This window comes from Actinoplanes sp. M2I2, from assembly GCF_023544445.1.
In the GTDB taxonomy this organism is placed as follows: domain Bacteria; phylum Actinomycetota; class Actinomycetes; order Mycobacteriales; family Micromonosporaceae; genus Actinoplanes.
Map to the genome: position 1 here is coordinate 115,627 of NZ_JALPVJ010000009.1, position 26,370 is coordinate 141,996.

General features: G+C 71.1%; 20 protein-coding genes. 10 read left to right on the top strand and 10 right to left on the bottom strand.

Features of this window, described 5'->3' with window-relative positions; translation table 11 throughout:
- Nucleotides 1–21: 21 nt before the first annotated feature.
- From hrpA to gsmA, 6 genes are all read right to left on the bottom strand, one after another.
- Complete coding sequence (gene hrpA, locus HJC40_RS19705; protein WP_250002630.1) at nt 22–3,930, bottom strand: ATP-dependent RNA helicase HrpA; 3,909 nt, start codon at nt 3,928–3,930, stop codon at nt 22–24.
- 71 nt (nt 3,931–4,001) lie between these two features.
- Nucleotides 4,002–4,403, bottom strand: a complete 402-nt coding sequence (locus tag HJC40_RS19710; protein ID WP_250002631.1) for a PIN domain-containing protein — start codon at nt 4,401–4,403, stop codon at nt 4,002–4,004.
- Nucleotides 4,388–4,645: a type II toxin-antitoxin system Phd/YefM family antitoxin gene (locus HJC40_RS19715; protein WP_250002632.1), complete on the bottom strand. Its 258-nt coding sequence runs from the start codon at nt 4,643–4,645 to the stop codon at nt 4,388–4,390. The genes HJC40_RS19710 and HJC40_RS19715 overlap by 16 nt, the downstream gene beginning before the upstream one ends.
- 59 nt (nt 4,646–4,704) lie before the next feature.
- Entirely contained in the window at nt 4,705–5,493 is a 789-nt protein-coding gene (locus HJC40_RS19720; protein WP_250002634.1) for an aldo/keto reductase, read from the bottom strand.
- A 58-nt stretch (nt 5,494–5,551) separates the two neighbouring features.
- A complete protein-coding gene (locus HJC40_RS19725) occupies nt 5,552–7,885 on the bottom strand; it encodes an ATP-binding protein (RefSeq protein ID WP_250002635.1) in 2,334 nt (777 codons plus the stop codon).
- Nucleotides 7,886–7,954: 69 nt separating this feature from the next.
- Complete coding sequence (gsmA, locus tag HJC40_RS19730; RefSeq protein WP_250002636.1) at nt 7,955–9,112, bottom strand: sporangiospore maturation cell wall hydrolase GsmA; 1,158 nt, start codon at nt 9,110–9,112, stop codon at nt 7,955–7,957.
- A 222-nt stretch (nt 9,113–9,334) separates the two neighbouring features.
- On the opposite strand from gsmA, the gene HJC40_RS19735 reads away from it, so the two are divergent.
- Nucleotides 9,335–10,258, top strand: coding sequence for a phosphatase PAP2 family protein (locus tag HJC40_RS19735; RefSeq protein WP_250002637.1), 924 nt, complete (start codon nt 9,335–9,337; stop codon nt 10,256–10,258).
- Between the two features lie 46 nt (nt 10,259–10,304).
- Nucleotides 10,305–10,862 carry a general stress protein gene (locus HJC40_RS19740; RefSeq protein WP_250002639.1) on the top strand — a complete coding sequence of 186 codons (558 nt, stop codon included), beginning with the start codon at nt 10,305–10,307 and terminating at the stop codon, nt 10,860–10,862.
- Nucleotides 10,863–11,035: 173 nt separating this feature from the next.
- Here HJC40_RS19740 and HJC40_RS19745 read toward each other — a convergent pair whose 3' ends face one another.
- The gene (locus HJC40_RS19745) at nt 11,036–11,800 is read right to left on the bottom strand and encodes an RNA polymerase sigma factor SigF (RefSeq protein ID WP_250002640.1); all 765 of its coding nucleotides are present in this window, start codon (nt 11,798–11,800) and stop codon (nt 11,036–11,038) included.
- A 211-nt stretch (nt 11,801–12,011) separates the two neighbouring features.
- Here HJC40_RS19745 and ppgK point away from each other — a divergent pair, with 211 nt between their 5' ends.
- Together ppgK and HJC40_RS19755 are read left to right on the top strand one after the other, a co-directional pair.
- Complete coding sequence (gene ppgK / locus HJC40_RS19750) at nt 12,012–12,809, top strand: polyphosphate--glucose phosphotransferase (protein ID WP_250002641.1); 798 nt, start codon at nt 12,012–12,014, stop codon at nt 12,807–12,809.
- Nucleotides 12,810–12,813: 4 nt separating this feature from the next.
- Nucleotides 12,814–13,275, top strand: a complete 462-nt coding sequence (locus tag HJC40_RS19755; protein WP_250002642.1) for a PPOX class F420-dependent oxidoreductase — start codon at nt 12,814–12,816, stop codon at nt 13,273–13,275.
- A gap of 373 nt (nt 13,276–13,648) precedes the next feature.
- On the opposite strand, the gene HJC40_RS19760 is transcribed toward HJC40_RS19755, so the two are convergent.
- The 3 genes from HJC40_RS19760 to HJC40_RS19770 all read right to left on the bottom strand — a co-directional run bounded on the left by HJC40_RS19760 (nt 13,649) and on the right by HJC40_RS19770 (nt 15,860).
- Nucleotides 13,649–14,596, bottom strand: coding sequence for a hypothetical protein (locus tag HJC40_RS19760; protein ID WP_250002644.1), 948 nt, complete (start codon nt 14,594–14,596; stop codon nt 13,649–13,651).
- Entirely contained in the window at nt 14,586–15,092 is a 507-nt protein-coding gene (locus HJC40_RS19765; protein ID WP_250002646.1) for a SigE family RNA polymerase sigma factor, read from the bottom strand. The genes HJC40_RS19760 and HJC40_RS19765 overlap by 11 nt, the downstream gene beginning before the upstream one ends.
- A gap of 195 nt (nt 15,093–15,287) precedes the next feature.
- On the bottom strand, nt 15,288–15,860 hold the full coding sequence (locus HJC40_RS19770; protein ID WP_250002647.1) for a hypothetical protein: 573 nt from the start codon (nt 15,858–15,860) through the stop codon (nt 15,288–15,290).
- Nucleotides 15,861–15,953: 93 nt separating this feature from the next.
- On the opposite strand from HJC40_RS19770, the gene HJC40_RS19775 reads away from it, so the two are divergent.
- The 6 genes from HJC40_RS19775 (at nt 15,954) to HJC40_RS19800 (ending at nt 25,930) form a co-directional block, all read left to right on the top strand.
- A complete protein-coding gene (locus tag HJC40_RS19775; protein WP_250002648.1) occupies nt 15,954–16,718 on the top strand; it encodes a spermidine synthase in 765 nt (254 codons plus the stop codon).
- Between the two features lie 127 nt (nt 16,719–16,845).
- Nucleotides 16,846–18,813: an alpha-1,4-glucan--maltose-1-phosphate maltosyltransferase gene (locus HJC40_RS19780; protein WP_250002649.1), complete on the top strand. Its 1,968-nt coding sequence runs from the start codon at nt 16,846–16,848 to the stop codon at nt 18,811–18,813.
- 32 nt (nt 18,814–18,845) lie between these two features.
- On the top strand, nt 18,846–20,606 hold the full coding sequence (gene treS / locus HJC40_RS19785) for a maltose alpha-D-glucosyltransferase (RefSeq protein WP_250002651.1): 1,761 nt from the start codon (nt 18,846–18,848) through the stop codon (nt 20,604–20,606).
- On the top strand, nt 20,603–21,922 hold the full coding sequence (locus HJC40_RS19790) for a maltokinase (protein ID WP_250002652.1): 1,320 nt from the start codon (nt 20,603–20,605) through the stop codon (nt 21,920–21,922). The genes treS and HJC40_RS19790 overlap by 4 nt, the downstream gene beginning before the upstream one ends.
- 58 nt (nt 21,923–21,980) lie before the next feature.
- Nucleotides 21,981–24,095, top strand: a complete 2,115-nt coding sequence (glgB, locus tag HJC40_RS19795; protein ID WP_250002984.1) for a 1,4-alpha-glucan branching protein GlgB — start codon at nt 21,981–21,983, stop codon at nt 24,093–24,095.
- Between the two features lie 128 nt (nt 24,096–24,223).
- Nucleotides 24,224–25,930: an HEXXH motif domain-containing protein gene (locus tag HJC40_RS19800; protein WP_250002653.1), complete on the top strand. Its 1,707-nt coding sequence runs from the start codon at nt 24,224–24,226 to the stop codon at nt 25,928–25,930.
- Nucleotides 25,931–26,370: the final 440 nt, after the last annotated feature.

Sequence of the window (26,370 nt, forward strand, 5' to 3'; positions counted from 1 at the left end):
ACCCGAGCGCCAACGAGCGCGCTACACCGGTAGCTGGTCCATCGCCTTATAGATCCGTTTGTCCGATATCGGATAGGCGGTACCCAACGACTGAGCGAAGAAGTTGATCCGCAACTCCTCGATCATCCAGCGGATCTCCCGCAGCCCCTCCTCGGGCGCGCCGAGCGTCCGCAACTCGCGGTACTCCGACTCGATCTCGTGGATCTGCGCCGTCAGCTGCCGGTCGCGGGCCAGGTTGCCGCCCAGCCGGTCGAGCCGGTGGACGATGCCGCGCAGGTACCGCGGCAGGTGGTGCAGCTGACGCCAGCCCGTCTCGGTCACGAAGCCGGCGTGCACGAGCCCCTTGAGCTGCTGCCGGATGTCGGCCAGGGCGGGCAGCAGCGTCGGGTCCCGCAGCGATTTCAGGCGCTGCTCGATGTCGTACGCGGTCGACAGCACCTGCCGCACCTGGGTGACCACGTTCGCCACCGCGTCGACCAGGTCCTGCCGGACGGTGTCGCGCAGCGAGGCGAACTCGATCGACGACCAGACCGGGCCGCCGGCGTCGGCCACCAGCTTGTCGACGGCCGCGCCGGCGCAGTCGTCGAGCAGGTCGGCGATCGACCGGTACGGGTTGCCCCGGGTCAGCTCGAGCTTGGCCCGGTTGTCGAGCCGGCCCTGCAGGTAACGCGCGGCCGGCGGCAACGTCAGCAGGAGCAGCTTGCGCGTGCCGGCCACCATCGCCACCCGCTGCTCGGCCTCCGTCTCGAAGACCTTGACGGCCACGCTGTCGCCCTCGTCGACCAGCGACGGGAACACGTTGACCTCGTAGCCGCCGCGGACCTGGGCGACCCGGCGGGGCAGCATGCCGAAGTCGTTGGTGGTGATCCCGCGCCGCTCGATGTCGCCGGCGGCCCGGGCGATGGTCTGCCGCACCTTGGGCGCCAGCGAGCGCCGCAGCACGTCCAGGTCGCGGCCCTCGGCCAGCACCTCGCCCTGCTCGTCGACCACGCGGAAGTTGACCCGCAGGTGGCCGGGAACCTCGTCCGGCCGCCAGGCGTCGCGCGGCACGACCGTCCCGGTGAGCCGCCGCAACTCGTTGCCGATGGCGTCGGGCAGCGGGCCCCGCCGCGCCGGTACCCGGTCGAGCACCGCCTCGGCCCAGTCCGGCACCGGTACGAAGTTGGTGCGCAGCGCCTTGGGCAGGGCCCGGATCAGCGCGATCACCACGTCCTTGCGGAAGCCCGGCACCGACCAGCCGAAGTCGTCCGCGTCGAGCTTGTTGAGCAGCGCGATCGGCACCTCGACGGTCACCCCGTCGGCCTGCGAGTTGGGCTCGAACGCGTACGTCAGGGGAAGCCGCACGCCGTTGGCCAGCCAGGCGTCGGGGTAGGCGTTCGGGTCGACACCGTCGCGACCGGCGTTGACCAGCATGTCGCGCGTGAACGTGAGCAGGTCGGGGTCGTCGCGCCGGGCCTTCTTCCACCACGAGTCGAAATGCCGCGCGGAGACGACGTCGGCCGGGATGCGGGCGTCGTACAGGGCGTAGACGGTCTCGTCGTCGACCGCGATGTCCCGGCGGCGGGCCCTGTTCTCGATCTCCTCGATCCGGGCCAGCAGCTGGGCGTTCTCGGCGAAGAACTTGTGGTGGGTCTCCCAGTCGCCCTCGACGAGCGCGTGCCGGATGAACAGCTCCCGCGAGACCACGGGGTCGACCTTGGAATAGCCGACCTTGCGCCGCGGAACGATCGGCAACCCGTACAGGGTCACCTTCTCGTACGCCATCACGGCGCCCTGCTTCTTTTCCCAGTGCGGCTCGCTGTAGGACCGTTTGACCAGGTGCGGGGCGAGTTTCTCGGCCCACTCGGGCTCGATGCGGGCGTTGACGCGGCCCCAGAGGCGGCTGGTCTCGACGAGCTCGGCCGACATCACCCAGCGCGGCTGCTTCTTGAACAGCGCCGAGCCCGGGAAGATGGCGAACTTGGCCCCACGGGCACCCAGGTACTCGCGTTTGTCGGTCTCCTTGAGACCGATGTGCGAGAGCAGGCCGGACAGCAGGGCGGTGTGCACGTTCTGCCCGCCGGCGATCTCTTCCCGGTCCTCCACCAGGGACAACCCGAGGGTACGGGCCACCTGGCGCAGCTGGGCGTAGATGTCCTGCCATTCGCGTACCCGGAGGTAGTTGAGGAACTCGCTGCGGCACAGCCGGCGGAACTGGTTCCCGCTCAGCTCCTGCTGCTTCTCGCGCAGGTAGCGCCACAGGTTGAGGTAGCTGAAGAAGTCCGATTCCTTGTCGGTGAACCGCGCGTGCTTCTCGTCGGCCTGCTGCTGCTTGTCCACCGGCCGCTCGCGCGGGTCCTGGATGGAGAGCGCGGCGGCGATCACCATCACCTCGGCGACGCACTCCTGCCGGTCGGCCTCGATGACCATGCGGGCCAGCCGCGGGTCGACCGGCAGCTGCGCGAGCTGGCGGCCCAGCGGGGTGAGCTTGCGGTCGTCGAGCGCGCCCAGCTCCTCGAGCAGCTTGACGCCGTCGGTGATGTTGCGCCGGTCGGGCGGGTCGATGAACGGGAACTTGGCCAGGTCGCCCAGGCCCAGGTTGGTCATCTGCAGGATGACGCTGGCCAGGTTGGTCCGCAGGATCTCGGGCTCGGTGAACTCCGGGCGGGACTCGAAGTCCTCCTCCGAGAACAGCCGGATGCAGATGCCGTCGGCGACCCGGCCGCAGCGGCCCTTGCGCTGGTTGGCGCTGGCCTGCGACACCGGCTCGATGGGCAGGCGCTGCACCTTGAGCCGGCTGGAGTAGCGGCTGATCCGCGCGGTGCCCGGGTCGATGACGTAGCGGATGCCCGGCACGGTCAGCGAGGTCTCGGCCACGTTGGTGGCCAGCACGACTCGGCGCTGGGAGTGCCGTTCGAAGACCTTGTGCTGCTCGGCGGCGGAGAGCCGGCCGTAGAGCGGGACGATGTCGGTGTTGCGCAGGTTGCGCTTGCCGAGCGCGTCGGCGGTGTCGCGGATCTCGCGCTCGCCCGACAGGAACACCAGGATGTCGCCGTCACCGTCGCGGCCCAGCTCGTCGACCGCCTCGGCGATGCCGTCGATCTGGTCCAGCGGCTCCTCGGTGTCGTCCTCGGTCGTCGTCACCAGCGGCCGGTAACGCACCTCGACCGGGAACGTACGGCCGGACACCTCGATCACCGGGGCCGGCTTGCCGTCCCGGTCGGCGAAGTGCTCGGCGAAGCGCTGCGTCTCGATCGTCGCCGACGTGATGATCAGCTTGAGGTCGGGCCGCCGCGGCAGCAGCTCGCGCAGATAGCCGAGGATGAAGTCGATGTTGAGGCTGCGCTCATGCGCCTCGTCGATGATCAGCGTGTCGTACCGGAAGAGGTTGCGGTCGTTCTGGATCTCGGCCAGCAGGATGCCGTCGGTCATCACCTTGACCAGCGTGTCGTCGCCGACCTGGTCGGTGAAGCGCACCTTGTAGCCCACGGTGGTGCCCAGCGGCCGCCCGACCTCCTCGGCGATCCGCTCGGCCACGGTGCGGGCCGCGATCCGCCGCGGCTGGGTGTGCCCGATCTGCCCGCGGACCCCCCGGCCCAGCTCCATGCAGATCTTGGGAATCTGCGTCGTCTTGCCCGACCCGGTCTCCCCGGCCACGACGACGACCTGGTGGTCGCGGATGGCCGCGGCTATGTCGTCCTTGCACTGGCTGACCGGCAGCGCCTCGGGATAGCTGATCGGGGGCACACTGGCCACGCGCGCGGCGAGACGGGCCGCGGCCTTCTCGACCTCGGCCGAGATCTCGCCGAGGGCGGCGGCCCGGGACTCCTCGTCCCGGAGGCGCCGCGTGCCCTCGAGCCGTCGGTGCAGGCGCCGCTCGTCCCGCGGAAGGAGTTCGTTGATCCGGTTGCGCAGTTCAGCCAGGGCCGGTGCAGCAGGTGTTGTCGACATCGCGCAGCAAGAATAGGCGGATCCGGCCGCGAACGCCTGGTGATTAACACCGCCCCCGAGTCGGGAATCACCTACGGCGTGTCGATCGCCGAGACTCCCGGAAGGTCAGCGAAGGCGGCCTTGACGTCACGAGTCAGAACCGTCCGGCCCGTTTCGGCGGCATGAGCCGCGATGATCAGACCATGCGCGCCTCGGGAAGTGCCCGCTCTACGCACCTGAGCTATCAGGCGCGCATGGTGGGTCGCCGTGGTCTTCGTGTAGTCGAGAACATCGACAACGCTCTCGATGGCGGCCAGCGCACGCGCGCGGCTGGCCGCCCGTTCCGCCGTGTCGGCGAGTTCTATGCCGACGCGATATTCGGCGATGGTGATGGCGGCGACCGCCAGTTCGTCGTGGTCCAGCGCTGATCGGTCGATCGCTCCCCGCTCGTAGGCGATCAACACGTTGGTATCGAGAATCAGGCGTCGGCCCACGGGTCACCACGCTCGGAATCCAGAAGGCGCACCGCAGCTGCGATGTCTTCCTCGAATCGATCGTCCGGTGCGGGGAGGCCGGCCAGAGCGGCACGCAGGTCCGCGCCGGTCCGACGGCGAGCCGGTCCGATCTCCGCGATCGGCTGGTTGCCCCGGGTGATGGTCACGGTTTCGCCCCGCTCGATGGCGTCGAGCAGGTCGGAGAAGTTACGGGAGGCTTCAGTGGCGGTCATCGTCCGCATACAGCCCACCTTATCTGAGAATCAGATTTCACTCCGACGCCGCCGACGTCTCCGATCGGTCAGTTTCTCAGGGTGTCGATCTCTCGCATCTCGTCGTCGGTGAGGACGAAGCCGTTCAGGTCGGCGTTGCGGGCGATGCGCTCGGGGGTCTGGGACTTGGGGATCACGACGATCTCGTGCTGGATGTGCCAGCGCAGGACGACGCGGGCCGGGTCGACGCCGTGGGTGGCTGCTATCCGGGTCAGGACCGGGTCGTTCAGGTTCGTGGTCTTGAAGGGTGAATAGCCCTCGAGGACCACGCCGCGCTCGCGGTGCGCGGCCAGGATGCGGGGGTCGTAGAGCGACGGCCCGAAGCGGATCTGGTTGACCGCGGGGGTCTGGCCGGTCTCCGACGTGAGCTCGTCGATCTCGGCCGCGTCGAAGTTGCTGACACCGATCGCGCGGGTCAGGCCCTCCTCGCGGGCGGCGACGAACTGCTGCCACACCTGGACCGAGCGGCCCCGGTGCGGCGGCCAGTGGATCAGCCACAGGTCGACCGCCTCGACGCCCAGGGCTCGCAGCGAGGCGCTGATCGTGGCCCGTTCCTGGCCGGCCCGCTCGGGCGGCAGCTTGGTGGTGAGGAAGACCTCGTCCCGCGGGACGCCCGAGTCCTTCAGGGCGCGGCCGACCTCGGCCTCGTTGCCGTACATGGTGGCCGTGTCCAGGTGGCGGTAGCCGGCCTCGAGCGCGTCCCGGACCGCCTGGTACGCGGACTCGCCCTTCAGCTGCCAGGTGCCGAAGCCGAGCAGCGGCATCTCGACCGGGGTGCCGTCGGCCGCCTTGGGTAGCGGCAGTGCGGGAATCGTCATGACTCCCATCCTGCCCCTCGATCAGGGGTGCGACACCTCCGGCCGCCGGTGGCCCGGGTTATTCGGGGCGCGGGTGGTGGTCGGGCACGGGCGCGCGCAGGCGGGCCGCGGCGGGGTCGTGCGACGACGGGTCGGCGGCGGGCAGGGCGCTGAGGCCGGGCAGCCGCGAGTTCTCCATCGCGGTCCGTTCGGCCAGGGCCCGTTCCAGGGCCGCGCGGGTGGTGGCCTCGTCGTCGGACGTGGATTTCATCTCGGTCTCCTCGGGGTGGGGCACCGTGAAGTGGAACCGCGTGCCGCCGCCGGGGTTGTCGGACACCCCGATCTCGCCGCCGTGGCGCTCCACGATGCGTTTGCAGATGGCCAGGCCCAGGCCGGTGCCGGCGTACCCGGCCTCGGCGTGGGCCCGGTGGAAGGTCTCGAACACGTCGTCCTTGGCGTCGTCGGGGATGCCGATCCCGCGGTCGGCCACCTCGACGCGGGCCCGGCCGCCGGCCACGGAACCGGTGATGTCCACGTGCGGCGCGGTGCCCGGCCGCACGTACTTGAGGGCGTTGCCGATCAGGTTGTCGAGCACGTGCCGCAGCATCGCCGGGTCGGCCGTCACCGCGGGCAGCGCGCCGATCGTGATCACCGGCCGGTCACCGGGGCGGAGGTGGGCCGTGCGGTCGTGCACCACCTCGCCGACCAATTCGTCGAGGTCGACCCGGCGCGTGCGCAGCGGCGCATCGCGGGCGGTGCTGTAGGCCAGGAGCGTGTCGATCAACCCGGCCATCCGGTCGACTGCGAGAGTGATGCGGCCGAGGCTTTCCCGGGCGGCCGCCGGCTCGCCGTCGTCGAGGTCCTCGCGGGCGACTTCGCAGTGGCCGCGGATGACGCTCAGCGGCGCCTTGAGGTCGTGGGCCACGACGCCGGCGAAGACCGCGAGGTCGTTCTCGTAGCGCCGCATCGCGGTGATGTCGTGGAAGACGGCGACCGCGCCGCGCCGGCCGGCGCTGGTGTCCAGCGGCCGTCCGTCGACGCTGACCAGCACACCCTCGGGGCGCCGGTCGTTGCGCACGAGCATCTCGACGCCGTCGCACGACTCGCCGTGCAGGGCCCGGATGAGCGGTGTCTCCTCCAGCGGGAACGGGGTGCGCCCGTCCGGCCGGTAGAGGCCGTAGTGCTGCTGCCAGCCGGCCGGGTCGTTCAAGTCCTCGGTCACGCCGAGCAGCGTCTTCGCGGCCGGGTTGTGCAACAGGAAGGCTCCGTGCTCGTCGACCACGCCGACCCCGTCGCCGATGCTCGCCATGATCGCGCCGAGCAGACCGGCCTGGCGGCGGCTCTCCTCCTCGGCCGCCCGCAGGTCGGCCGTGGCCACCTGCACCCGGGCCCAGGCCCGGGCCCGGCCGGTGGCCAGCACGTACACGAGACCGGCGAGCAGCACCGACATGCCGCTGCCGGTGAGCAGCATGGTCAGCGGCAGCGTGCTCGAGGCGCCCGGCAGGCGTGCCGCCGCGGCCCGGGTGACCAGGGCCCATTTGCGGTCGGCGACGATGAAGTCGGTCTCGCGTCGCAGGTCCGTCCGCCCGGGGACCGCGTATTCGGCGACGACCGGCCGGCCGCCGTCGCGGTTGGTGGCGAGCAGCCGGCCGTCCAGCTGGCCCTGGCTGACGGTGGCCAGCATGCCCCGCAGGAAGTCCTCGCCGCGCAGGCCGAGGACCATCCAGCCGCGGAACTCCGGGTGACTGGCGCGGGTCCAGATCGGGGCGGCGAAGATGAACGAGCGCTGTTGCTGGGCCGCCGGCAGATTCCGGTCGCGCAGCAGCACGTACGTGTCGGAGACGCTGGGCTGGCCGATCCGGCGCGACTCGCGCAGCGCGGCGGCCGCTTCGGGCGCGGCGGCCACGTCGAGCCCGTTCATCTGCGGGCCGGCGACGTTGAGCGGACGGGTGAAGATCGAGAAGTAGTGCTCCTGACCGGCGACGGCCGGGCGCAGGGTGAGTCCTTCGGAGCCACGCGAACGCCAGAGCCTCTGCACGTCCGGGATGCGGTTCGTGGTGGTCGGCACGACGTAGGCGAGGGAGGCGGCGCCGACGAGGTTGGCCGAGGCCAGCGGCGCGGTCGCCGCGTCGAAGTCTTCCCAGGTCAGGGACGGGTCGGTGCCGATTCCGGCGGCCGCGGTCTCGAGCAGCGACCGGTAGCGCTCGGTTTCGGTCTGCACCGCCGCGCGGGCCATCTCGGTGCGCTGGTCCATCACCCGCTCGGCGCTCTGGCGCTGCCCGGAGCGCATCACGGCATAGACCGAGATGACGACGGTGAGCCCGGCGAGCAGGATCGTCGCGGCCAGCAGAAGACCGGTGAAACGTCCGCGGCGGGCATCCGCCGCGGCGGCCGAGAGTTCCCGTCGCTTCACCAAAACCAGCATAAGGCGCAAATCACCCCCGCCCACCGGGTTCGGCGGACGGGGGTGAGGAAAGGCGGACTACTTCCAGACGTCGTACTGGTACAGCTTCTGCTGCGCCATCAGCGTGGTGACCTTGGTGTAGTAGTTCGGGTCGGTCGCGTACCCGGCCTTCCACACGTTCCAGATGAAGGCGTTCGCGTTCTTGGTGTAGGAGAACGCCGGCGTGTACCGCGGGTTGACCCGCAGGAAGTTGCCGTGGTCGCGGAACGAGTGCGCCATCGAGGCGTACGTCCGGAAGGTCGCCGTCGTGGTGAAGCAGTTGCCGGCCTTGGTGCACTCCTGGGTGCGGTAGTCGTGGCAGCCGTTGGCCAGCGTGCCGTAGCGGCCGTTCTGGCACTTGATGCCGAAGTAGTTGCGGTCGACCGCCGCGAGGCCGCTGCGGCCCCAGCCCGACTCGAGGATCGCCTGCGCGATCGTCACCGAGGCCGGTACGCCGTACTCGCGCCAGCCGAGCTGCGCGCCCGGCACGGCGGCCTGGACGAACTGCTCCGGCGTGAGCGACACGGCCGGGGCCGACGGGGTGGACGGCGTGCCCGGGCAGGCCTTGAGCGCGGCCGTCACGACGTACGCGTGGGAGATGTAGTTGCCGTCGGTCAGCTTGTTCCACAGCGTGGTCGAGCGGACCGTGCCGCTGACCATCGGGCCGGGCACGGAGCAGACGCCGTTCACCTTGACGCCGCTGGCGACGACGCGGCGCACCGGGGCGGTGGTCGACGGGGCGGACCGGATGTTGACCTTGCCGTCGGCGCTGCGCACGGTGCCGACCTGGTAGGCGGCGCTCCTGGCCGGGGCCGGCTTGGCCTTGACCGGCTTGGCCTTGACCGCCTCGGCCTGCGGTGAGGTGGTGGCGCACCGCTTGACGGTCGCGCCGCCACGGACGTACGCGTGGGTGACGTAGCCACCCGTGCTGAGCTTGTCCCACTGGGTCGTGGTGCGCACGGAGCCCCGTACGCTCTGGCCGGTGACGGCGCAGACGGCAGTGATCCTCTGGTTGTCGCGGAGCGAGCCGACCACCTGCGCGGCCAGCGAGGGCGCGGACCGCACCTTGAGCGTGGTGCGCACGTCGATCGTGGCCGGGACCGCGGCCGCGTTCGCCGCACCCGGCGCGGCCACCAGACCGGCGCCGACGGTGAACACGAGCAACGGGCCGGCGAACCGGCGGGCGTACTGCCTCATCTAAAACGTCTCCTTCGTAACGGGCGGCGTCGGTTACGAAGATGGCGTCGGGGCGTTGCGAGGCGAGAGCGCGCACGGGTGCAGACAAGTTGCGACCGGATCCATCCGGGACGGATGTGTCGCCGGAACCTTCCTGAGACTTATGATGCGGCGCGCTTAGAAACACAGCCGGTGGGGAAAAGCGCCTAGCGCCCTGCTCAGCCCTTTCGAAGGACACCGCCCATGACGGTCCTGGCGTCCCCCCAGCCGGCGACGGCCGCGCGTTCGCGTGCCTCCCGTCACCTGCTCGCGCCGCTGTCCGTCGCCGTGCTGGCCACGCTCGCGGTCGTCGCGCTCTACGAGGTCGCCGTGCGCAGCACGATGGGCCAGCGGGTCGACACCCTCGTGATGCGCGGCGCCGACGTCCACCATCCCCGGGTGGTCGAGGTGCTGGAGCGCACGCTCAACGGCACCACCCTGGTCAGCCTCGTGCTGGTCTGCCTGTTCGCCGCGGTGTTCGGCGCCCTGCGCCGCCGGCTCGACCTCGCGGTCGGCGCGGCCCTGCTGGTCATCGGCGCGAACGGCACGACCCAGCTGCTCAAGACCCAACTGCCCCGGCCCGACCTGGACGGGACGGCCATGGCCAACTCCTTTCCCAGCGGCCACACCACCGCCGCCGCCTCGGTCGCGTTCGCGGTGATCCTGGTGCTGCCGCAGGCGCTGCGGGGCATGGTCGCCCTGGTCGGGTTCGGCTACGTCACCGTCATCGCCGTGGCCACGGTCTGGGCCGAATGGCACCGCCCCAGCGACACGCTGGCCGCGCTGCTGGTCACGCTGGCCTGGGGCGCGTTCGCGGTGTTCGTGATCCGGCTGCGCACGCCGGTCGAGACCCGGGCGGCCAGCCGGGTCGTCAGCATGCCGCTGCTCGTCTTCGGCGCCGTGGCCGCCGCCGCGGGCCTGCTCGGCCTGGCCGCGGTCGCCCTGTCCGAGGGAGCCATGCCCGATCTCGTCTCCGGCCGGTTCGCCTTCCTGGCCGGCTCGGCGGCGATCACCGCCGCCGCGGCCGCGGCGTTCCTCATCTGGGCCCGGATGGCCGCGGCCTACCCCGTTCCGACGTCCGCTCCGGCGCCCCCCTCGGTGCCCGACCCGATGCCCGCGAAGAAGTAGTCCGGTGCTCCGGCAGCCGCCGGTCGCCGCGTCAAGGGAGGCAGAAATGACCGCACCCACCCCCGACAACCCGACCTCGGCCGGCGGCATCCCGCCCGGTCCGGCCGGAGTGCCCAGCCTGCCGGCACAGACCGTCGCCGGCGGCGGATCACCGACCGTCGTGGTCGGCACCTACCCCACGTACGCGCAGGCGCAGAAGGCCGTCGACACGCTGAGCGACAACAAGTTCCCGGTCGAGCGCACCGCCATCATCGGCACCGACCTGCGCCTGATCGAGAACGTGCTGGGGCGCCTGACGGTCGGTCGCGCGGCGCTCGCCGGCGCGGCCAGCGGCGCCTGGTTCGGTCTCTTCGTCGGCCTGCTGTTCGGCCTGTTCAGCGATTCCGGCTGGCTCGCCGTCATCCTGGTCTGCCTGCTGATCGGCGCGGCCTGGGGAGCCGTCTTCGGCGCGATCGCCCACGCCGCCACCGGTGGGCGCCGCGACTTCGCGTCCCGGTCCTCGATCCAGGCCGGCCAGTACGCGGTCGTCACCGACCCGGACGTGGCGGAGCAGGCGCGGTCGCTTCTCGTCTCGCTCAACTGGCAGGCTTCAGGCGCCCAGTAAGCATTCGATCAAGGGCTTCAAGCTGTCGTAGTGGGGCGGTGGGTACGGACCGTCACTCCCGTCGAGGGCCCGGGTGCGGCGAGCAGGGCGCCGGAGCGCCCAGAACGCTCACCACACCCGGGCGACGTGAGTGAGTGGTCACGCCGAAGAGCCGCGGATCGGAGCGCGTCGGATCAGAGCGCGTCGCGCAGCTCCGAGCGGAGTTTGGCCAGGGCGCGGGTCAGCAGGCGGGACACGTGCATCTGCGAGATGCCCACCTGGTCGGCGATCTGCGACTGGGTCAGGTTGCCGTAGAAGCGCAGCGTCAGGATCCTCTGCTCCCGCTCGTCCAGCCGCGCGAGAGCCGGGCCCAGCGCCACGCGGGTCTCGGCCAGCTCGAACTCGTTGTCCTCGCCGCCGAGCGTGTCGCCCAGCTCGGTGGTGCCGTCCGCGGTCACCGGCGTCGAGAGGCTGGTCGCGTTGTAGGCGCGGGCGCCCTCGAGGCCCTCCAGGACGTCTTCCTCGCTGACCCCCAGGTGGGTGGCCACGTCGGCGACTGTCGGGGAGCGGCCCAGGCTGTGGGTCAGGGTGCTGTTGGCCTCGGTGATGGCCAGGCGCAGCTCCTGCAGGCGGCGCGGCACCCGGACCGACCAGGTGCGGTCGCGGAAGTGACGCTTGATCTCACCGATGATGGTCGGGATCGCGTAACCCGCGAAATCCACCCCGCGGGAAGGGTCGAACTTGTCGACCGCCTTGATCAGGCCGACGGTCGCGGTCTGCACCAGGTCGTCGGTCGGCTCGCCCCGCCCGGAGTAGCGCTGGGCGAGGTGGCGGGCCAGCGGCAGCCACGCCTCGATGGCGCGGTCCCGCAGGCGGGGACGGTCGTGGTGGTCATCGGGCAGGGCGGCCAGGCCGGCCAGCAGATCGGCGGCGGTGCGCTCGGCGACGGACACGGTCATCAGAGGTCCTCCAGGGGGCGGGCAGAGAGCCGTGCCCGCACGCGGCGACCGTTCAGTCCTTCAACGCTAACCGAGAAGGGGAGCCGTGACTAGCCGAAAGTACGAGTGTCACCCGGCAACCGCTGCAGCGCCCGAATCGACGACGGGATTTAATGTCGGGGCTCCGTGGTAAACAGCGGGGCACAACCAGCACCTCAAGACGGGAAACAGAATGGCCATTCTCGGCATCGACATCGGCGGCTCCGGGGTCAAGGGCGCCCCGGTCGACACCGCCAAGGGCGAGCTGCTCGCCGAGCGGTTCCGGGTGCCCACCCCGCAGCCGTCCGACGTCACCCGCGTCGTCGAGGCGGTCGCCGAGGTGGCGGCGCAGTTCGAGGGCGGCTACGACCGGGTCGGCATCACGTTCCCCGGCGTGGTGGTCGACGGGGTCACCCGCACCGCGGCCAACGTCGACAAGTCGTGGCTCGACGCCCCCGCCGCGCAGCTGTTCACCGAGCGGCTCGGCCGTCCGGTGTCCGTGCTCAACGACGCCGACGCCGCCGGGGTGGCCGAGGTGGCCTTCGGCGCGGGCCGCGACCAGACCGGCCTGATCATGATGCTCACCTTCGGCACCGGCATCGGCAGCGCGCTGTTCCTCGACGGCACGCTGATCCCGAACACCGAGTTCGGCCACCTCGAGCTCGACGGTCACGACGCCGAGCTCAAGGCCTCCGACCGCGCCCGCGAGAACGAGGACCTGAGCTGGGAGAAATGGGCCGGCCGGGTCCGCGACTACCTGGCCCACGTCGAGATGCTGCTCTCCCCCCGGCTGTTCATCATCGGCGGCGGGGTCAGCAAGAAATCCGACCGCTTCCTGCCGCTGATCGACATCCGGACGCCGATGGTCCCGGCCACCCTGCTCAACAACGCCGGCATCATCGGGGCGGCCCGGGTCGCCGAGATCGACGGGCGCAAGACCGCTGACGCCGGAGTGACGCCGCACGAGGCCGGCGCGAGGGTGACGGAGTAAAGCCATGCCACGCACGATCGCCACCAACACCGAGGCCTCCCGCGAGGAACTGCTCGAGTTCCTGCGCCCGCGTCACAAGGCCATCCTGATGACCACCCGGCGCGACGGCCGCCCGCAGGCCTCGCCCAACACGTGCGGTGTCGACACCGAGGGCCGCATCGTGATCTCGACCTACCCCGAGCGGGCCAAGGTCTTCAACCTGCGGCGCAACCCGCAGGTGTCGGTCTGTGTGCTCTCCGACGACTTCGGCGGCCCGTGGGTGCAGGTCGACGGTACGGCCGAGGTGCTCGACCTGCCCGAGGCGCTCGAACCCCTGGTCGAATACTTCCGGGTCATCTCGGGCGAGCACCCGAACTGGGACGAATACCGCACGGCGATGCGCGAGCAGGGCAAGTCCCTGATCCGCATCACCGTCGACCGCTGGGGCCCGATCGCCACCGGCGGCTTCCCGGCCCGCCTGGCTTAGGCGATTCACACGGCGGCCCCCCGACGACGAGGTCTCCGGTGGTCGGTTCGGCGACCAGGCTGAACCGCCCCTACCGGAGGCCTCGTGCCGACCGAGCCGTCAGTGCCGACCGAGCCGTCAGTGCCGTCCGGGCCGTCAGTGCCGTCCGGGCCGTCAGTGCCGTCCGGGCCGTCCGGGCCGTCCGGGCCGTCCGGGCCGTCCGGGCCGTCCGGGCCGTCCGGGCCGTCCGGGCCGTCAGCGAGGAATCCTGACCTGGCCGATGCCCGGCCGGCGGTTCTACAGCTCCGGTCCAGTTGATCCGGTGCGCTCAGCCGCCGTCGGGGTCCTGGGCCGGCTGGCCGGGCACCGACTTGCCGCCGGGAGCGACGCCGCTTCAGCCTCGCCAGTCCTCGAGCCGGGCGGCCGCGCGGCCGGCCAGCTGCTTGGTGAAGTTGGCCCGGCTGGCGCCCCACCCCTCGTAGCCCCGCCCGTCGACCAGGGTGACCGCGTCGCCGACCCGGATGGCCGCGATGTACGTGTGGTTGCGGGAGCCGTTGTCGACCGGTTCGCCCTGGCCGTCGCGGGACTCGAACGAGCGGTCGATCAGGATCGACTCGTCGCCCACGCCGAGCGACCCGAGCGAGTCGAACTGCGCCTGGGAGTCGCCGACCTTGCCGGTCGGGCACACCTCCACCGCCCGCCGCAGCTCGTCCAGGTAGTTCCCGGCGCCGTCGCCGCGATAGACCGTGACGGTGTTGTAGACCGTGTCGTCGGGGACCGAGCCGGCGCCGGCCTCCGGCCCGCGGTAGAACATGCGCACCGTGGCCCGTACGCCGACCTCGTCCTCGCTGCCGAACTTCGCCTTGGAGCAGAACTCGAGCGGCTCGAAGCGATCCTCGGAGCGGGCCACGTCGGAGATGCCGGCGTCCGCGCCCGAGAGCAACGCCCGGGCCGGGACCGACGGCGGGATCGCCGGCGGCCGGCTGGTCGGCGACGCGGAGGACGGCGTCGTCGTCGGCGGCGCCGAGGGAGAGGGCGGGGCCGAGGACGGGGTGGGCAGGCTCGGCGCCGGGTCACCGAGCGAGGCCGCGCCCGACGGCTCGCCGACGCCGGTGCTGCCGGCCGCGGTCGGCAGTACCGTCTGCCGCCCGTCGTCGCCGGCCAGGGCCCAGCCGGCGCCGATCGCCCCGACGACGAGCACCGCGGCGGCGGAGGCGGTCAGCGCGACCCGGCGGGACCCGCGACGCGCGGCCTGGCGACGCAGCTCGGGCCCGGAGAGCAGCAGGCCACGGTCGGTGTCGGTGGAGAGGGCGGCGAATCCGCGCTCGATGTCATTCGGCATTCTTGACCTCCGGCGTACGTGAACCCGGCGTGAGGATCGCGGCGAGCTCGGTGCGGCCCCGGTGCAGCCGTGCGGTCACCGTGCCGACCGGAGCGCCGGTCTCGGCGGCGATGGCGGCCACCGGCAGATCGAAGAGGTAGTGCAGCGCGACCGCCTGCCGGATGGGCCCCGGCAGCCGGCGCAGCGCGGTCGTGAGCCAGACCGCGTCCTCGCTGGGCGGCCCGACCGGTTCGGGCGGCCCGGCGCGGCGGACGGCGGCCCGCCAGCCGCTGAGCCGGCGCCACCGGTCGGTGGCCAGACGCGTGACGGTGAGACGCAGCCACCCCTCGGGCGTCGGGTGGGCGGCGACCCTCCCCCAGTGGCGCCACGCTCTCGTGTACGCCTCCTGCACCACATCCTGAGCCTCGGCGAGATCCCCGGTCAGCGCGTAGCCGTAGCGCAACATCCTGGCGGACGTGTCCCGGTAGAACTCGTCGAAGCTGTCCGCATCACGCATCCGCGAACTCCCCGTTCGTCTTCGCTTGTGCACCGGTAACGCCCGGCGCCGCAAGAATGCTGCATTCGCGCGAAGATTTCTTCCCGGATTCGGGCCAAGCGCCGAACCGGATTCGGGCCAGGCGCCGAATCGGGATCGGGCCAGGCGCCGAAAAGGCCGGCACCCCGCGGGGTGCCGGCCTTCATCACCGGGAGATCAGGCGGTCTGCTCGACGTGCTCGGCGTCGAGCAGGTAGAGCAGGGTGTCGCGGTGCAGGGTGGCGATCGGCTCGAGCAGGTCGGGGTGGCGCAGCAGGACGGTCGCGTCCAGGTCACGCCGGTCGGGCTCGAGCAGGCGGCGGAACTCGGCCGGAGCCTTGCCCACGCGCGGGTAGGGCAGCGGCCGGTCCTGGGCCAGCGGCACCGCGGCGATCACCGCGTCGACGCCCCGGCGGGCCAGCTCGGGGTCGGCCAGCAGGCAGGCGGCCCAGCTGACGACGACCTCGTCGACCCAGGTGCGCCAGCCCTCCTCCTCGGCCTCCTCGTCGGCGGGCTCGCTGCCGGCCCGCCAGTCGAGCACCGCCGAGCCGCCGGGGCCGGCGATCGCGACGAGCGCCGCGTCGACCGCGGTCGGGTAGCGCAGCCAGGCCGCCACGGTCACGGCCTGCCGGGCCTGCAGTTCCGAGAGGGTGTGCGCGATCGTGTCCGCGCTCCCCGAGGGGTAAGCACGCGACAGCCAGTGCGTGCTCGCCGCGATGACGGGCGACAGCTCGACAGACGGTCCGGCCACGTGGGTACTCCTCCGCTTCGGCGCGGCCCGGTCGGCCGCGTCACACCGGTTCTCTCGGCGGCGGGGCAGGGGTACCTGAGTAGGGTCACCAGGATGGGACCGCCCGGCAACCGACGCGCTCCCGTACACGCTGTCGTCGACCTCGGAACGGCCGAACTGCGCCCCGACCCGGCCCGGCAGCACGGGTGGACCGTGCTGGTCGACGGGGTCGCCCAGTCGTACGTGGATCTGGCCGACCCGGAGCACCTGGAGTTCCCGTACGCGAAAGAGCTGGGACGGGTGGTGCGGTCGCGGCGGCGGCACTCGGTGCTGCATCTGGGCGGCGGCGGGCTGACGATGCCCCGGCTGATCGCGCATCTCTGGCCGGCCGCCCGGCAGCGGGTCGTCGAGCGCGACGCCGGGCTGGTGACGCTGGTCGAGCGGTTCCTGCCGATCCCGTCGTCGATCACCGTCGAGGTCGGCGAGGCCGGCCGCAGCGTCGACCGGGCGACCGGCTACGACCTGATCATCCTGGACGTGTTCGAGGGTGCGGCGATGCCGGCCAGCGTGTCGTCGGCGGGCTTCGCCGCGAAGCTCCGGGGAGCCCTGGTGCCGGACGGTTTGCTGGTGGTCAACCTGACCGACGTGCCGCCGCTCGCGCACACCCGCGTCCAGGCCGCGACGATCCGGTCCGCCTTCGCCGACGTGGCTCTGCTGGGGCCGGCGGCGGTGCTGCGGGGCCGACGCGCGGGAAACATCATTTTGCTGGCCGGTAACGTGCCGATGATCAAAATCGGCAAGGATGAGCGGATCATCGACGGGACCGGATTGGCGGATTTCATCGGGGGCGCGAGGCCTCGCCTGGATGAGCCGGGCTGACCCGGCTCCGGTAGGTTGAGCGCATCGGCACGCCACCGTTTGCGGCGCCTCCACAGCGGAGAAGTATGCCCTGACGGCGGTTTGAATTCGCCGAACCCGTCCGCGCCCTCAGATTACGGTGGAGATCATGACCGGTCGCTTTCCCATCGAAGACGTGACGCCCTCGGTGTCGTGTGGCCGCTATCCGGCAAAGGCGGTCGTCGGCGAACTGGTGCCGGTCTCCGCCGTGTCCTATCGGGAAGGTCATAACGCGCTCGGCGTCAACGTGGTATGGCGCGGGCCCGACGGCGAGTCCGAGCCGTTCACCCGCCTGCGCCCGGGCGAGCCCGGCCTCGACCAGTGGCACGGGTTCATCCGCCCCGACCGGGTCGGCCGGTGGACGTTCACGGTGGAGGCGTTCGACGACCCCTACCGCACCTGGCGCCACGCGGTGGTGAAGAAGATCGGCGCCGGCCAGGGCCTCGAGGACCTCGCCAACGACCTGGCCGAGGGCGCCGACCTGCTCGACCTGGCCACCAAGATCGTCCCGCAGCACGACGAGGAGCGGGTGCGCGACGCGGCCGCGGCCCTGCGCGACGAGCAGCGGTCGCTGTTCGCCCGGGTCTCCCCCGCCCTCGACCTCGAGGAGCTGCTCTGGCACAACCCGGTGCGCCAGCTGGTCACGACCACCCGGTCGTACGCGATCTGGGTCGACCGCGAGCGCGCGCTCTACTCGGCCTGGTACGAGTTCTTCCCCCGCTCGGAGGGCGCCGAGGTCGGCCCGGACGCGACCCCGATCAGGCACGGCACGTTCGCCACCGCGGCCGAGCGGATCCCGGCGGTCGCCGCCATGGGCTTCAACGTGCTCTACCTGCCGCCGATCCACCCGATCGGCAAGATCAACCGGAAGGGCCGCAACAACACGCTGGTGGCCCGGCCCGAGGACGTCGGCTCGCCGTGGGCGATCGGCTCCGACGAGGGCGGTCACGACGCGATCCACCCGCAGCTGGGCACGCTGGACGACTTCAAGGCCTTCATCGCCACCGCCGAGCAACACGGCCTCGAGATCGCCATGGACCTGGCCCTGCAGGCCGCCCCCGACCACCCGTGGGTGAAGTCGAACCCCGAGTTCTTCACCCGGCGGGCCGACGGCACCATCGCGTACGCCGAGAACCCGCCCAAGAAGTACCAGGACATCTACCCGATCAACTGGGACAACGACTACAAGGCGCTGCGCGAGGAGGTCTATCGCGTCGTCATGCACTGGGTGAACACCGGCGTCAAGATCTTCCGGGTCGACAACCCGCACACCAAGGCGCTGAACTTCTGGCAGTGGCTGATCGCCAAGGTCAAGGAGACCAACCCCGAGGTGCTGTGGCTGGCCGAGGCGTTCACCCGCCCGGCCATGATGAACGGGCTCGGCAAGGTCGGCTTCACCCAGTCGTACACGTACTTCACCTGGCGCACCACGGCCTGGGAGATGCGCGAGTACATGGAAACGCTGCTCACCACGATCGACTGGATGCGCCCCAACTTCTGGCCCAACACCCCCGACATCCTGCACGAGTCGCTGCAGAACGGCGGGCCGCCGATGTTCAAGATTCGCGCGGTACTGGCAAGCATGCTCACGCCGTCGTGGGGCATGTATGCCGGGTACGAGCTCTTCGAGCACGTTCCGCGGCCGGGCGCCGAGGAGTACATCGACAACGAGAAGTTCGAGCTGAAGCCGCGCGACTGGGCCGCTGCGGAGCGGTCCGGCCGGTCACTGGCGCCGTACATCACCCGGCTCAACCGGATCCGCGACGAGAACCCCGCGTTGCACTGGCTCCGGAACCTCAAATTCCACGACATCGACAACGGGGCACTGCTGTGCTTCTCGAAGCGTGACCCCGACACCGATAACACGGTTCTTGTCGTCGTCAGCTTCGACTCGACGACCGTGCAGTGGGGCAACACCGTGCTGAACATGCCGGAACTCGGCCTGGACTGGCACGACCGGTTCACGGTGGTCGACCAGATCACCGGAGCCACGTACGAGTGGGGGCAGCACAACGCCGTGCGGATCGATCCGTACGTCGAGCCGGCGCACGTCTTCGTGATCCAGCCGGCTAGTTAACAAGTACCTGCGGGTGGGTAGGTGGGAACCTGATGGACCAGAACGAACTCAGCGCCGATCCGACGGAGGGCAGCCACGTCGAGCAGGGCGTGGTGGAGCACCCGAACGCGGAGGACTTCGAGCACGCCCGGACCCTGCCGGCCGACCGGACCTGGTTCCAGCGAGCCGTCTTCTACGAGGTTCTGGTCCGGGCGTTCTACGACTCCGGCACCGACGGCTCGGGTGACCTGCGCGGCCTGATCGAACGGCTCGACTACTTGCAGTGGCTCGGCGTGGACTGCCTCTGGCTGCCGCCGTTCTACCAGTCGCCGCTGCGCGACGGTGGCTACGACATCAGCGACTTCTACCAGGTGCTGCCCGAGTTCGGCACGGTCGAGGACTTCGTGGCGCTGCTCGACGCGGCTCACAAGCGGGGCATCCGGGTCATCACCGACCTGGTCATGAACCACACCTCCGACCAGCACCTGTGGTTCCAGGAGTCGCGGCGCGACCCCGACGGGCCCTACGGCGACTTCTACGTCTGGAGCGACACCAGCGAGAAGTACCAGGACGCGCGGGTCATCTTCGTCGACACCGAGGAGTCGAACTGGACGTTCGACCCGGTGCGCCGGCAGTTCTTCTGGCACCGGTTCTTCTCGCACCAGCCCGACCTCAACTACGACAACCCGGCCGTGCAGGAGGCGATGCTCGACGTCCTGCGCTTCTGGCTCGACCTGGGCATCGACGGTTTCCGGCTGGACGCCGTGCCGTATCTGTTCGAGCGGGACGGCACCAACGGGGAGAACCTGCCCGAGACGCACGCCTTCCTCAAGCACTGCCGCAAGGTGATCGACGACGAGTTCCCCGGCCGGGTGCTGCTGGCCGAGGCCAACCAGTGGCCGGCCGACGTGGTCGAGTACTTCGGCGACCCGAAGGCGGGCGGCGACGAGTGCCACATGGCGTTCCACTTCCCGCTGATGCCGCGCATCTTCATGGCGGTCCGCCGCGAGTCCCGCTTCCCGATCTCCGAGATCATGGCCCAGACGCCGGCCATCCCGGACAACTGCCAGTGGGGCATCTTCCTGCGGAACCACGACGAGCTCACGCTCGAGATGGTGACCGACGAGGAACGCGACTACATGTACTCGGAGTACGCCAAGGACCCGCGGATGAAGGCGAACGTCGGCATCCGCCGCCGGCTCGCCCCGCTGCTGGAGAACGACCGCAACCAGATCGAGCTGTTCACCGCGCTGCTGCTGTCGCTGCCCGGTTCGCCGGTGCTCTACTACGGCGACGAGATCGGCATGGGCGACAACATCTGGCTCGGTGACCGCGACGGCGTGCGCACGCCGATGCAGTGGACGCCCGACCGCAACGCCGGCTTCTCCACGGCCCACCCGGGACGGCTCTACCTGCCGGCCAACCAGGACCCGGTGTACGGGTACCAGGCGGTGAACGTGGAGGCTCAGCGCGACAGTTCCACGTCGCTGCTGAACTGGACGCGTACCATGCTGGCGGTGCGACGCCGCCACGAAGCGTTCGCCGTCGGGACCTTCCGCGAACTGGGCGGATCGAACCCCTCGGTGCTGGCGTACCTGCGCGAGGACGGCGACGACGTCGTGCTCTGCGTCAACAACCTGTCGCGCTTCCCGCAACCGATCGAGCTGAACCTGCAGCACTGGAACGGGTATACCCCCGTTGAACTGACCGGGCACGTGAACTTCCCGCGCATCGGCCAGCTGCCGTACCTGCTCACGCTCCCCGGGCACGGCTTCTACTGGTTCCAGCTGTGTGGGTCCGAGGAGAAGCAATGACGTTGCCTTTCGCCGAATGGCTGCCCCTGCAGCGGTGGTACGCCGGAAAATCCCGCACCCTGTCGTCGGTCAAGGAGGCGTCGAGCACGGCGCTCGACGACAACCTCGACCTGGTACTGATCGACGTGGAGTACACCGACGGCAGCTCCGAGCGGTACCAGGTGATCGTGGCCTGGGAGTCCGGCCCGATCATCGAGTACAGCGAGGTCGCGACGATCGGCACCGACGGTGACCGGACGGGCTACGACGCCCTGTACGACACCGCCGCCGCGCGCAAGCTGCTCGGTCTGATCGCCGCCGGTGGCACCCACGGGGACGTCTCGTTCGAGCCCGAGCCGGGCGCGACCTTCCCGGTCGAGGCGTGGCCACGGGTCTTCGACTCCGAGCAGAGCAACACGAGCGTCATCTTCGAGCAGGACGCGATCCTTAAGGTCTTCCGCCGCGTCTCGCCCGGCATCAACCCGGACGTCGAGCTCAACCGGGTGCTCGGGCGGCGGGACAACCCGCACGTGGCCCGGCTGCTCGGCTCGTTCCAGACCACCGAGAGCGGCGAGCCCTGCCCCCTCGGCATGGTCACGGCGTACGCGGGCAACTCGGCCGAGGGCTGGGCGATGGCCACGGCCTCGGCGCGAGACCTGTTCGCGGACGCCGAGATGCGCGCCGACGAGGTCGGCGGCGACTTCCAGGGTGAGTCCTACCGGCTGGGCGAGGCGGTCGCGGCCGTGCACGCCGACCTGGCCGAGGCGCTCGGCTCCGGCCCGTCGGTGTTCCCGGTCGACGCCATGCTGGCCCGGTTGCGCGGCGCGGCCCAGGCGGTCGCCGAGATCCAGCAGTACGTCCCGTCGATCGAGGCCCGGTTCCGCGACCTCGACGGCGTACCGGTCGACGTGCAGCGCGTGCACGGCGACCTGCACCTGGGCCAGGTGCTGCGGGTGCCCGCGGGCTGGCTCCTGATCGACTTCGAGGGCGAGCCCGGCATGCCGCTCGATCAGCGCCGCCTGCCCGACTCGCCGCTGCGCGACGTGGCCGGGGTGCTCCGCTCGTACGAGTACGCGGCCTACCAGCTGCTGGTCGACCAGGACGACGACGAGCACCTGGCCGCGCGGGCCCGCGAGTGGGTCGACCGCAACCGGGCCGCCTTCTGCGACGGCTACGCCAACGTGGCCGGCGTCGACCCGCGGGAGCAGGGCTCGCTGCTCTCGGCCTACGAACTCGACAAGGCGGTCTACGAGGCCGCGTACGAAGCCCGGCACCGGCCCGGATGGCTGCGCATCCCGCTGCGGTCCATCGCGCGCCTGGTCAGCCAAGACGTCTAAGGAGATCCCCCTCGTGATCGGCCACACCGCCAACCCGCTCGCCGCCGACCAGCGCGCCATGAACAGCGTGGTGGCCGGTGACACCCATGACCCGCACGGCATCCTCGGCGCTCACCCGAGCGGCGGGCGGACCGTGATCCGGACCCTGCGCAAGGGGGCCAAGTCGGTCACGCTCGTGCACGAGGGCGAGCGCGTCGAGATGACCGCGGTGCACCCGGACGGCATCTTCGCCGCCGAGGTGCCCGGGCTCGTGCTCGACTACCGCCTCGACGTCGACGGCGAGGTGGTCGACGACCCGTACCGGCACCTGCCGAGCCTGGGCGAGCTCGACCTGCACCTGATCGGTGAGGGCCGGCACGAGAAGCTCTGGAAGGTGCTGGGCGCGCAGCCGCGCGGGCCCGAGGGTCAGGGCGTCGCGTTCGCGGTGTGGGCTCCGAGCGCTCGCGGGGTGCAGGTCATCGGCGACTTCACCGGCTGGGGACCGTACGACGGGTGGCCCATGCGGTCGCTGGGCTCCAGCGGCGTGTGGGAGATCTATCTGCCCGACGCCAAGGTGGGCAGCAAGTACAAGTTCAAGATCCTCGGCCGGGACGGCGTGTGGCGCGAGCACGCCGACCCGCTGGCCCAGCACACCGAGGTGCCGCCGGCCACCGCCTCGGTGGTGTACGAGACCTCGTACGAGTGGGCCGACGCGGAGTGGATGCGCGAGCGGGCGACCAAGCAGTGGCACCAGGAGCCGATGAGCGCCTACGAGGTGCACCTCGGCTCGTGGCGGCCCGGCCTGTCCTACACCGAGCTGGCCGAGCAGCTGGTCGAGTACGTGCTCGAGACCGGCTTCACGCACGTCGAGCTGATGCCCGTCATGGAGCACCCGTTCGGCGGCTCCTGGGGCTACCAGGTCACCGGCTACTTCGCGCCCACGTCCCGCTTCGGCACGCCGGACGAGTTCCGCTGCCTGGTCGACAAGCTGCACCAGGCCGGCATCGGCGTGATCCTGGACTGGGTGCCCGCCCACTTCCCCAAGGACGCGTGGGCGCTGGCCCGCTTCGACGGCACCCCGCTGTACGAGCACGGCGACTGGCGCCGCGGCGAGCAGCCCGACTGGGGTACGTACGTCTTCGACTTCGGCCGCACCGAGGTCCGCAACTTCCTGGTGGCCAACGCGCTCTACTGGTGCGAGGAGTTCCACGCCGACGGCCTGCGGGTCGACGCGGTGGCCTCGATGCTCTATCTGGACTACTCGCGCAAGGAAGGCGAGTGGACCCCCAACCAGTACGGCGGCCGGGAGAACCTGGACGCGATCAGCTTCCTGCAGGAGATGAACGCGACCGTCTACAAGAACAACCCCGGCGTCATGACCATCGCCGAGGAGTCGACCGCGTGGCCGGGCGTCACCCGCCCCACCCACCTGGGCGGCCTCGGGTTCGGCTTCAAGTGGAACATGGGCTGGATGAACGACACCTTGTCCTACATGGAGAAGGAGCCGATCTACCGCCAGTGGCACCACCACCAGATGACGTTCGCGACGGTGTACTCCTGGAGCGAGAACTACGTCCTGCCGATCAGCCACGACGAGGTCGTGCACGGCAAGGGCTCGCTGACCGGCAAGATGCCCGGCGACCTGTGGCAGAAACTGGCCAACACGCGCGCCCTGCTCGGCTTCATGTGGGCCTTCACCGGCAAGCAGCTGATCTTCATGGGCAGCGAGATGGGTGACCTGCGGGAGTGGAGCGAGGAGCGCGGCCTCGACTGGCAGCTGCTCGAGGACCCGCAGTTCGGTGGCATCCAGACGCTGGTCAAGGACCTCAACCGGGTCTACCGCGAGACGCCGGCCCTGTGGACGCAGGACACGTCGCCGAGCGGGTTCCGCTGGATCACCAGCGAGGACTCGCAGCACAACACGTTCTCGTTCGTGCGGTTCGCACCGAACGGCGACCCGCTGGCCTGCGTCGTGAACTACTCGGCGGTCCCGCAGGAGGGTTACCGCATCGGTCTGCCCCGCCCCGGCCGGTGGACCGAGGTGATCAACACCGACAGCGAGCTGTACGGCGGTTCCGGGGTCGGCAATCTCGGCGAGGTCCACACCGACGACCTGCCGTGGCACGGCTTCGACCAATCGGTGTCGCTGCGGGTCCCGCCGCTCGGCGCGGTCTGGCTGCGGCTCGTCCCCTGATCCGTCGCGGCGACTGTCGCGAAGGCGACAGGCGTCTTCAACCGTTCGACCTTCGTCAATAGGTTCGGGTAAAGCCCGCCGGGGTCACCCTGGCGGGCCGGACCAGACGGAGGTGTACGCCCATCACCATGGACGTACCGGTGGAGAACAACGCCGACGTGCTGGTGCGGGACCTCGGCACGGGCTTCGGATCGCCCGCCGGCCTGGCCCGGCTGGCCGCCGGTCAGCGGCAGAAGCGCAAGGTGCAGCTGAGGATGCTGCTCGACGACGCGGCCGGCATCGAGCGTTCCGGGCTGGCCGAGGCCGCCCGGCACGTCACCGACGAGGTGCTCGACCACCCGAACCTGGGCGTCTGGCTGACGCACTGCCTTCGCCGGCTCGCCCGCCCGGACGACGGTGACGTGCCGCTCTGGGCCGACCTGGGCTACCTGGGCTGGCTGCGGGCCGCCCGGTTCATCACGTCGCGTCAGGCCGGCAGCGTCGAGGTCGTCGTCCGCGACGGCGCCGTCATGCTGCCCGGGCTGGGCCTGGCCCGGCTCGCCGCGCCGGGCACGCACGGCTCGGCCACGCTGTCCGGCCGGTTCGAGTTCACCATGGGCGACACCCGGCTGCTGGTGCGCGACCCCGGCGGCGAGGCCGACGAGCGGTGGCTGCCGCTGCGCAAGCTGGGCACCACCTACTCGACCTTGCGGACGATCCACCTCGATGATCTCGACCCGTTCCGGGACCTCTCCGACCCGTACACCGGGGCGCAGCCGACCGCCCCTCCCCCGCGGCTGACGGCGGCGCAGGCGGCCGCCTGGTCCCGGGCCTTCCTGGGCGCGCTGGAGATCCTCCGGCGGCAGTACGAGGGCTACTCGGCCGGCATCGACGAGGTGCTGCGCACGGTGGTGCCGCTGACCGCCGAGCCGCTGACCGCCGAGCCGATGGCCGACGGGGTCAGCACCACCTCGCCGCACGCCTACGGCGCGGTGACCATGAGCGCCGCGGGTGGGCCGCACCAGTTCGCGCTCACGCTGATCCGTCAGTGCCAGCACGCCAAGCTGAGCGCGCTGACCGACCAGGTCGAGCTGCAGAAACCGTCGACCGTCAGCGACCTGTACGCGCCCTGGCGCGACGACCCGCGGCCGCTGTCCGGCCTGCTGCAGGGCATCTACGCACACCTCGGGGTGGCCGACTTCTGGCGCACCTCCCGGCGCGAGGCGGGCGCCCGGTCGCTGACGGCCGACGTCGAGTTCGCCCGCCGCCGCGCCCAGGTGCGCCAGGCCCTGCTCGTGGCGGCCGCGTCGCCGCTGCTCACCGACGCCGGGACGGCCTTCGTCACCGCGATGGGCCGGGCGATCCGGCACTGGTCCTCCGAGGACGTCCCCGGCCACCTCGAGTCGCTCGCCCGCGAGTCGTCGGCCGGGCACCTGGTGGCGTGGCGGGTGCGCAACATGACCGTCGACGTCACCGGCCTGCACGAACGCCGGCTCGCCGGCCTGCCCCCGGGCCCGTTGCCCGAGTCGGTCGTGGTGCCGGCCGCCGACGTGCCGGCGCCCACCCGGCTGCCGGTCGGCCACCTCAAGCTCAACCGGGCCGCCGGGGTGGAGCCCGGCCCGGACACCCCGGCGTCCGACGTGGCCTACGCCGACGGCGACTATGAACGGGCGCTGGCGCTCTACACCGCCTCGCCGGACAGCCCCGAGTCCTGGGCCGGCGTGGCGCTCTGCCTGCGCCACCTGGCCGACGAGGAGACAGTCGCCGCGCTCTTCCGGCGCCCCGAGCTGGTCGCCGCGCTGCACCGGGCCGCGCCGGGCGACATCACCGGGCTCACCACCTGGCTCGCCACCTGATCCTGCGCAGCCGCCTCCTCGCGTTGCGGGGCGCAGCCGGGACGGGCCGGCCACTGACGCCGCAACCAGCATCCCGCTGCGAGGTCCACATCGTCACCAGATCAAGCCGTCCCAGCAGCGCAACCGCTGAAGAAGACCTCGACCACCCGATGACCGCGCCGCACGGGTCGAGACTCACGTGCGGGGCGGCTTCGAGACGGGACGACGCGCATCTTCCCGAAAAGCTAAAGTGCGGGCATCCCGGCGCGTTGGAGTCCCGTGACCTTGGTGAGGCTCAACCGACGGACCGGCTGGACCCCGCCCACCAGCGTCCCGCCGGCCGAGCCGAAGCAACCCAGCTCATCGCCCGCACACCAGAACCGGCTGACAGCCCGGCCACGCTCACCGCCGCTCCAGCGGAATGCGGGCGGCGGCACGCAGCCATTCACCGGGTCGAACTC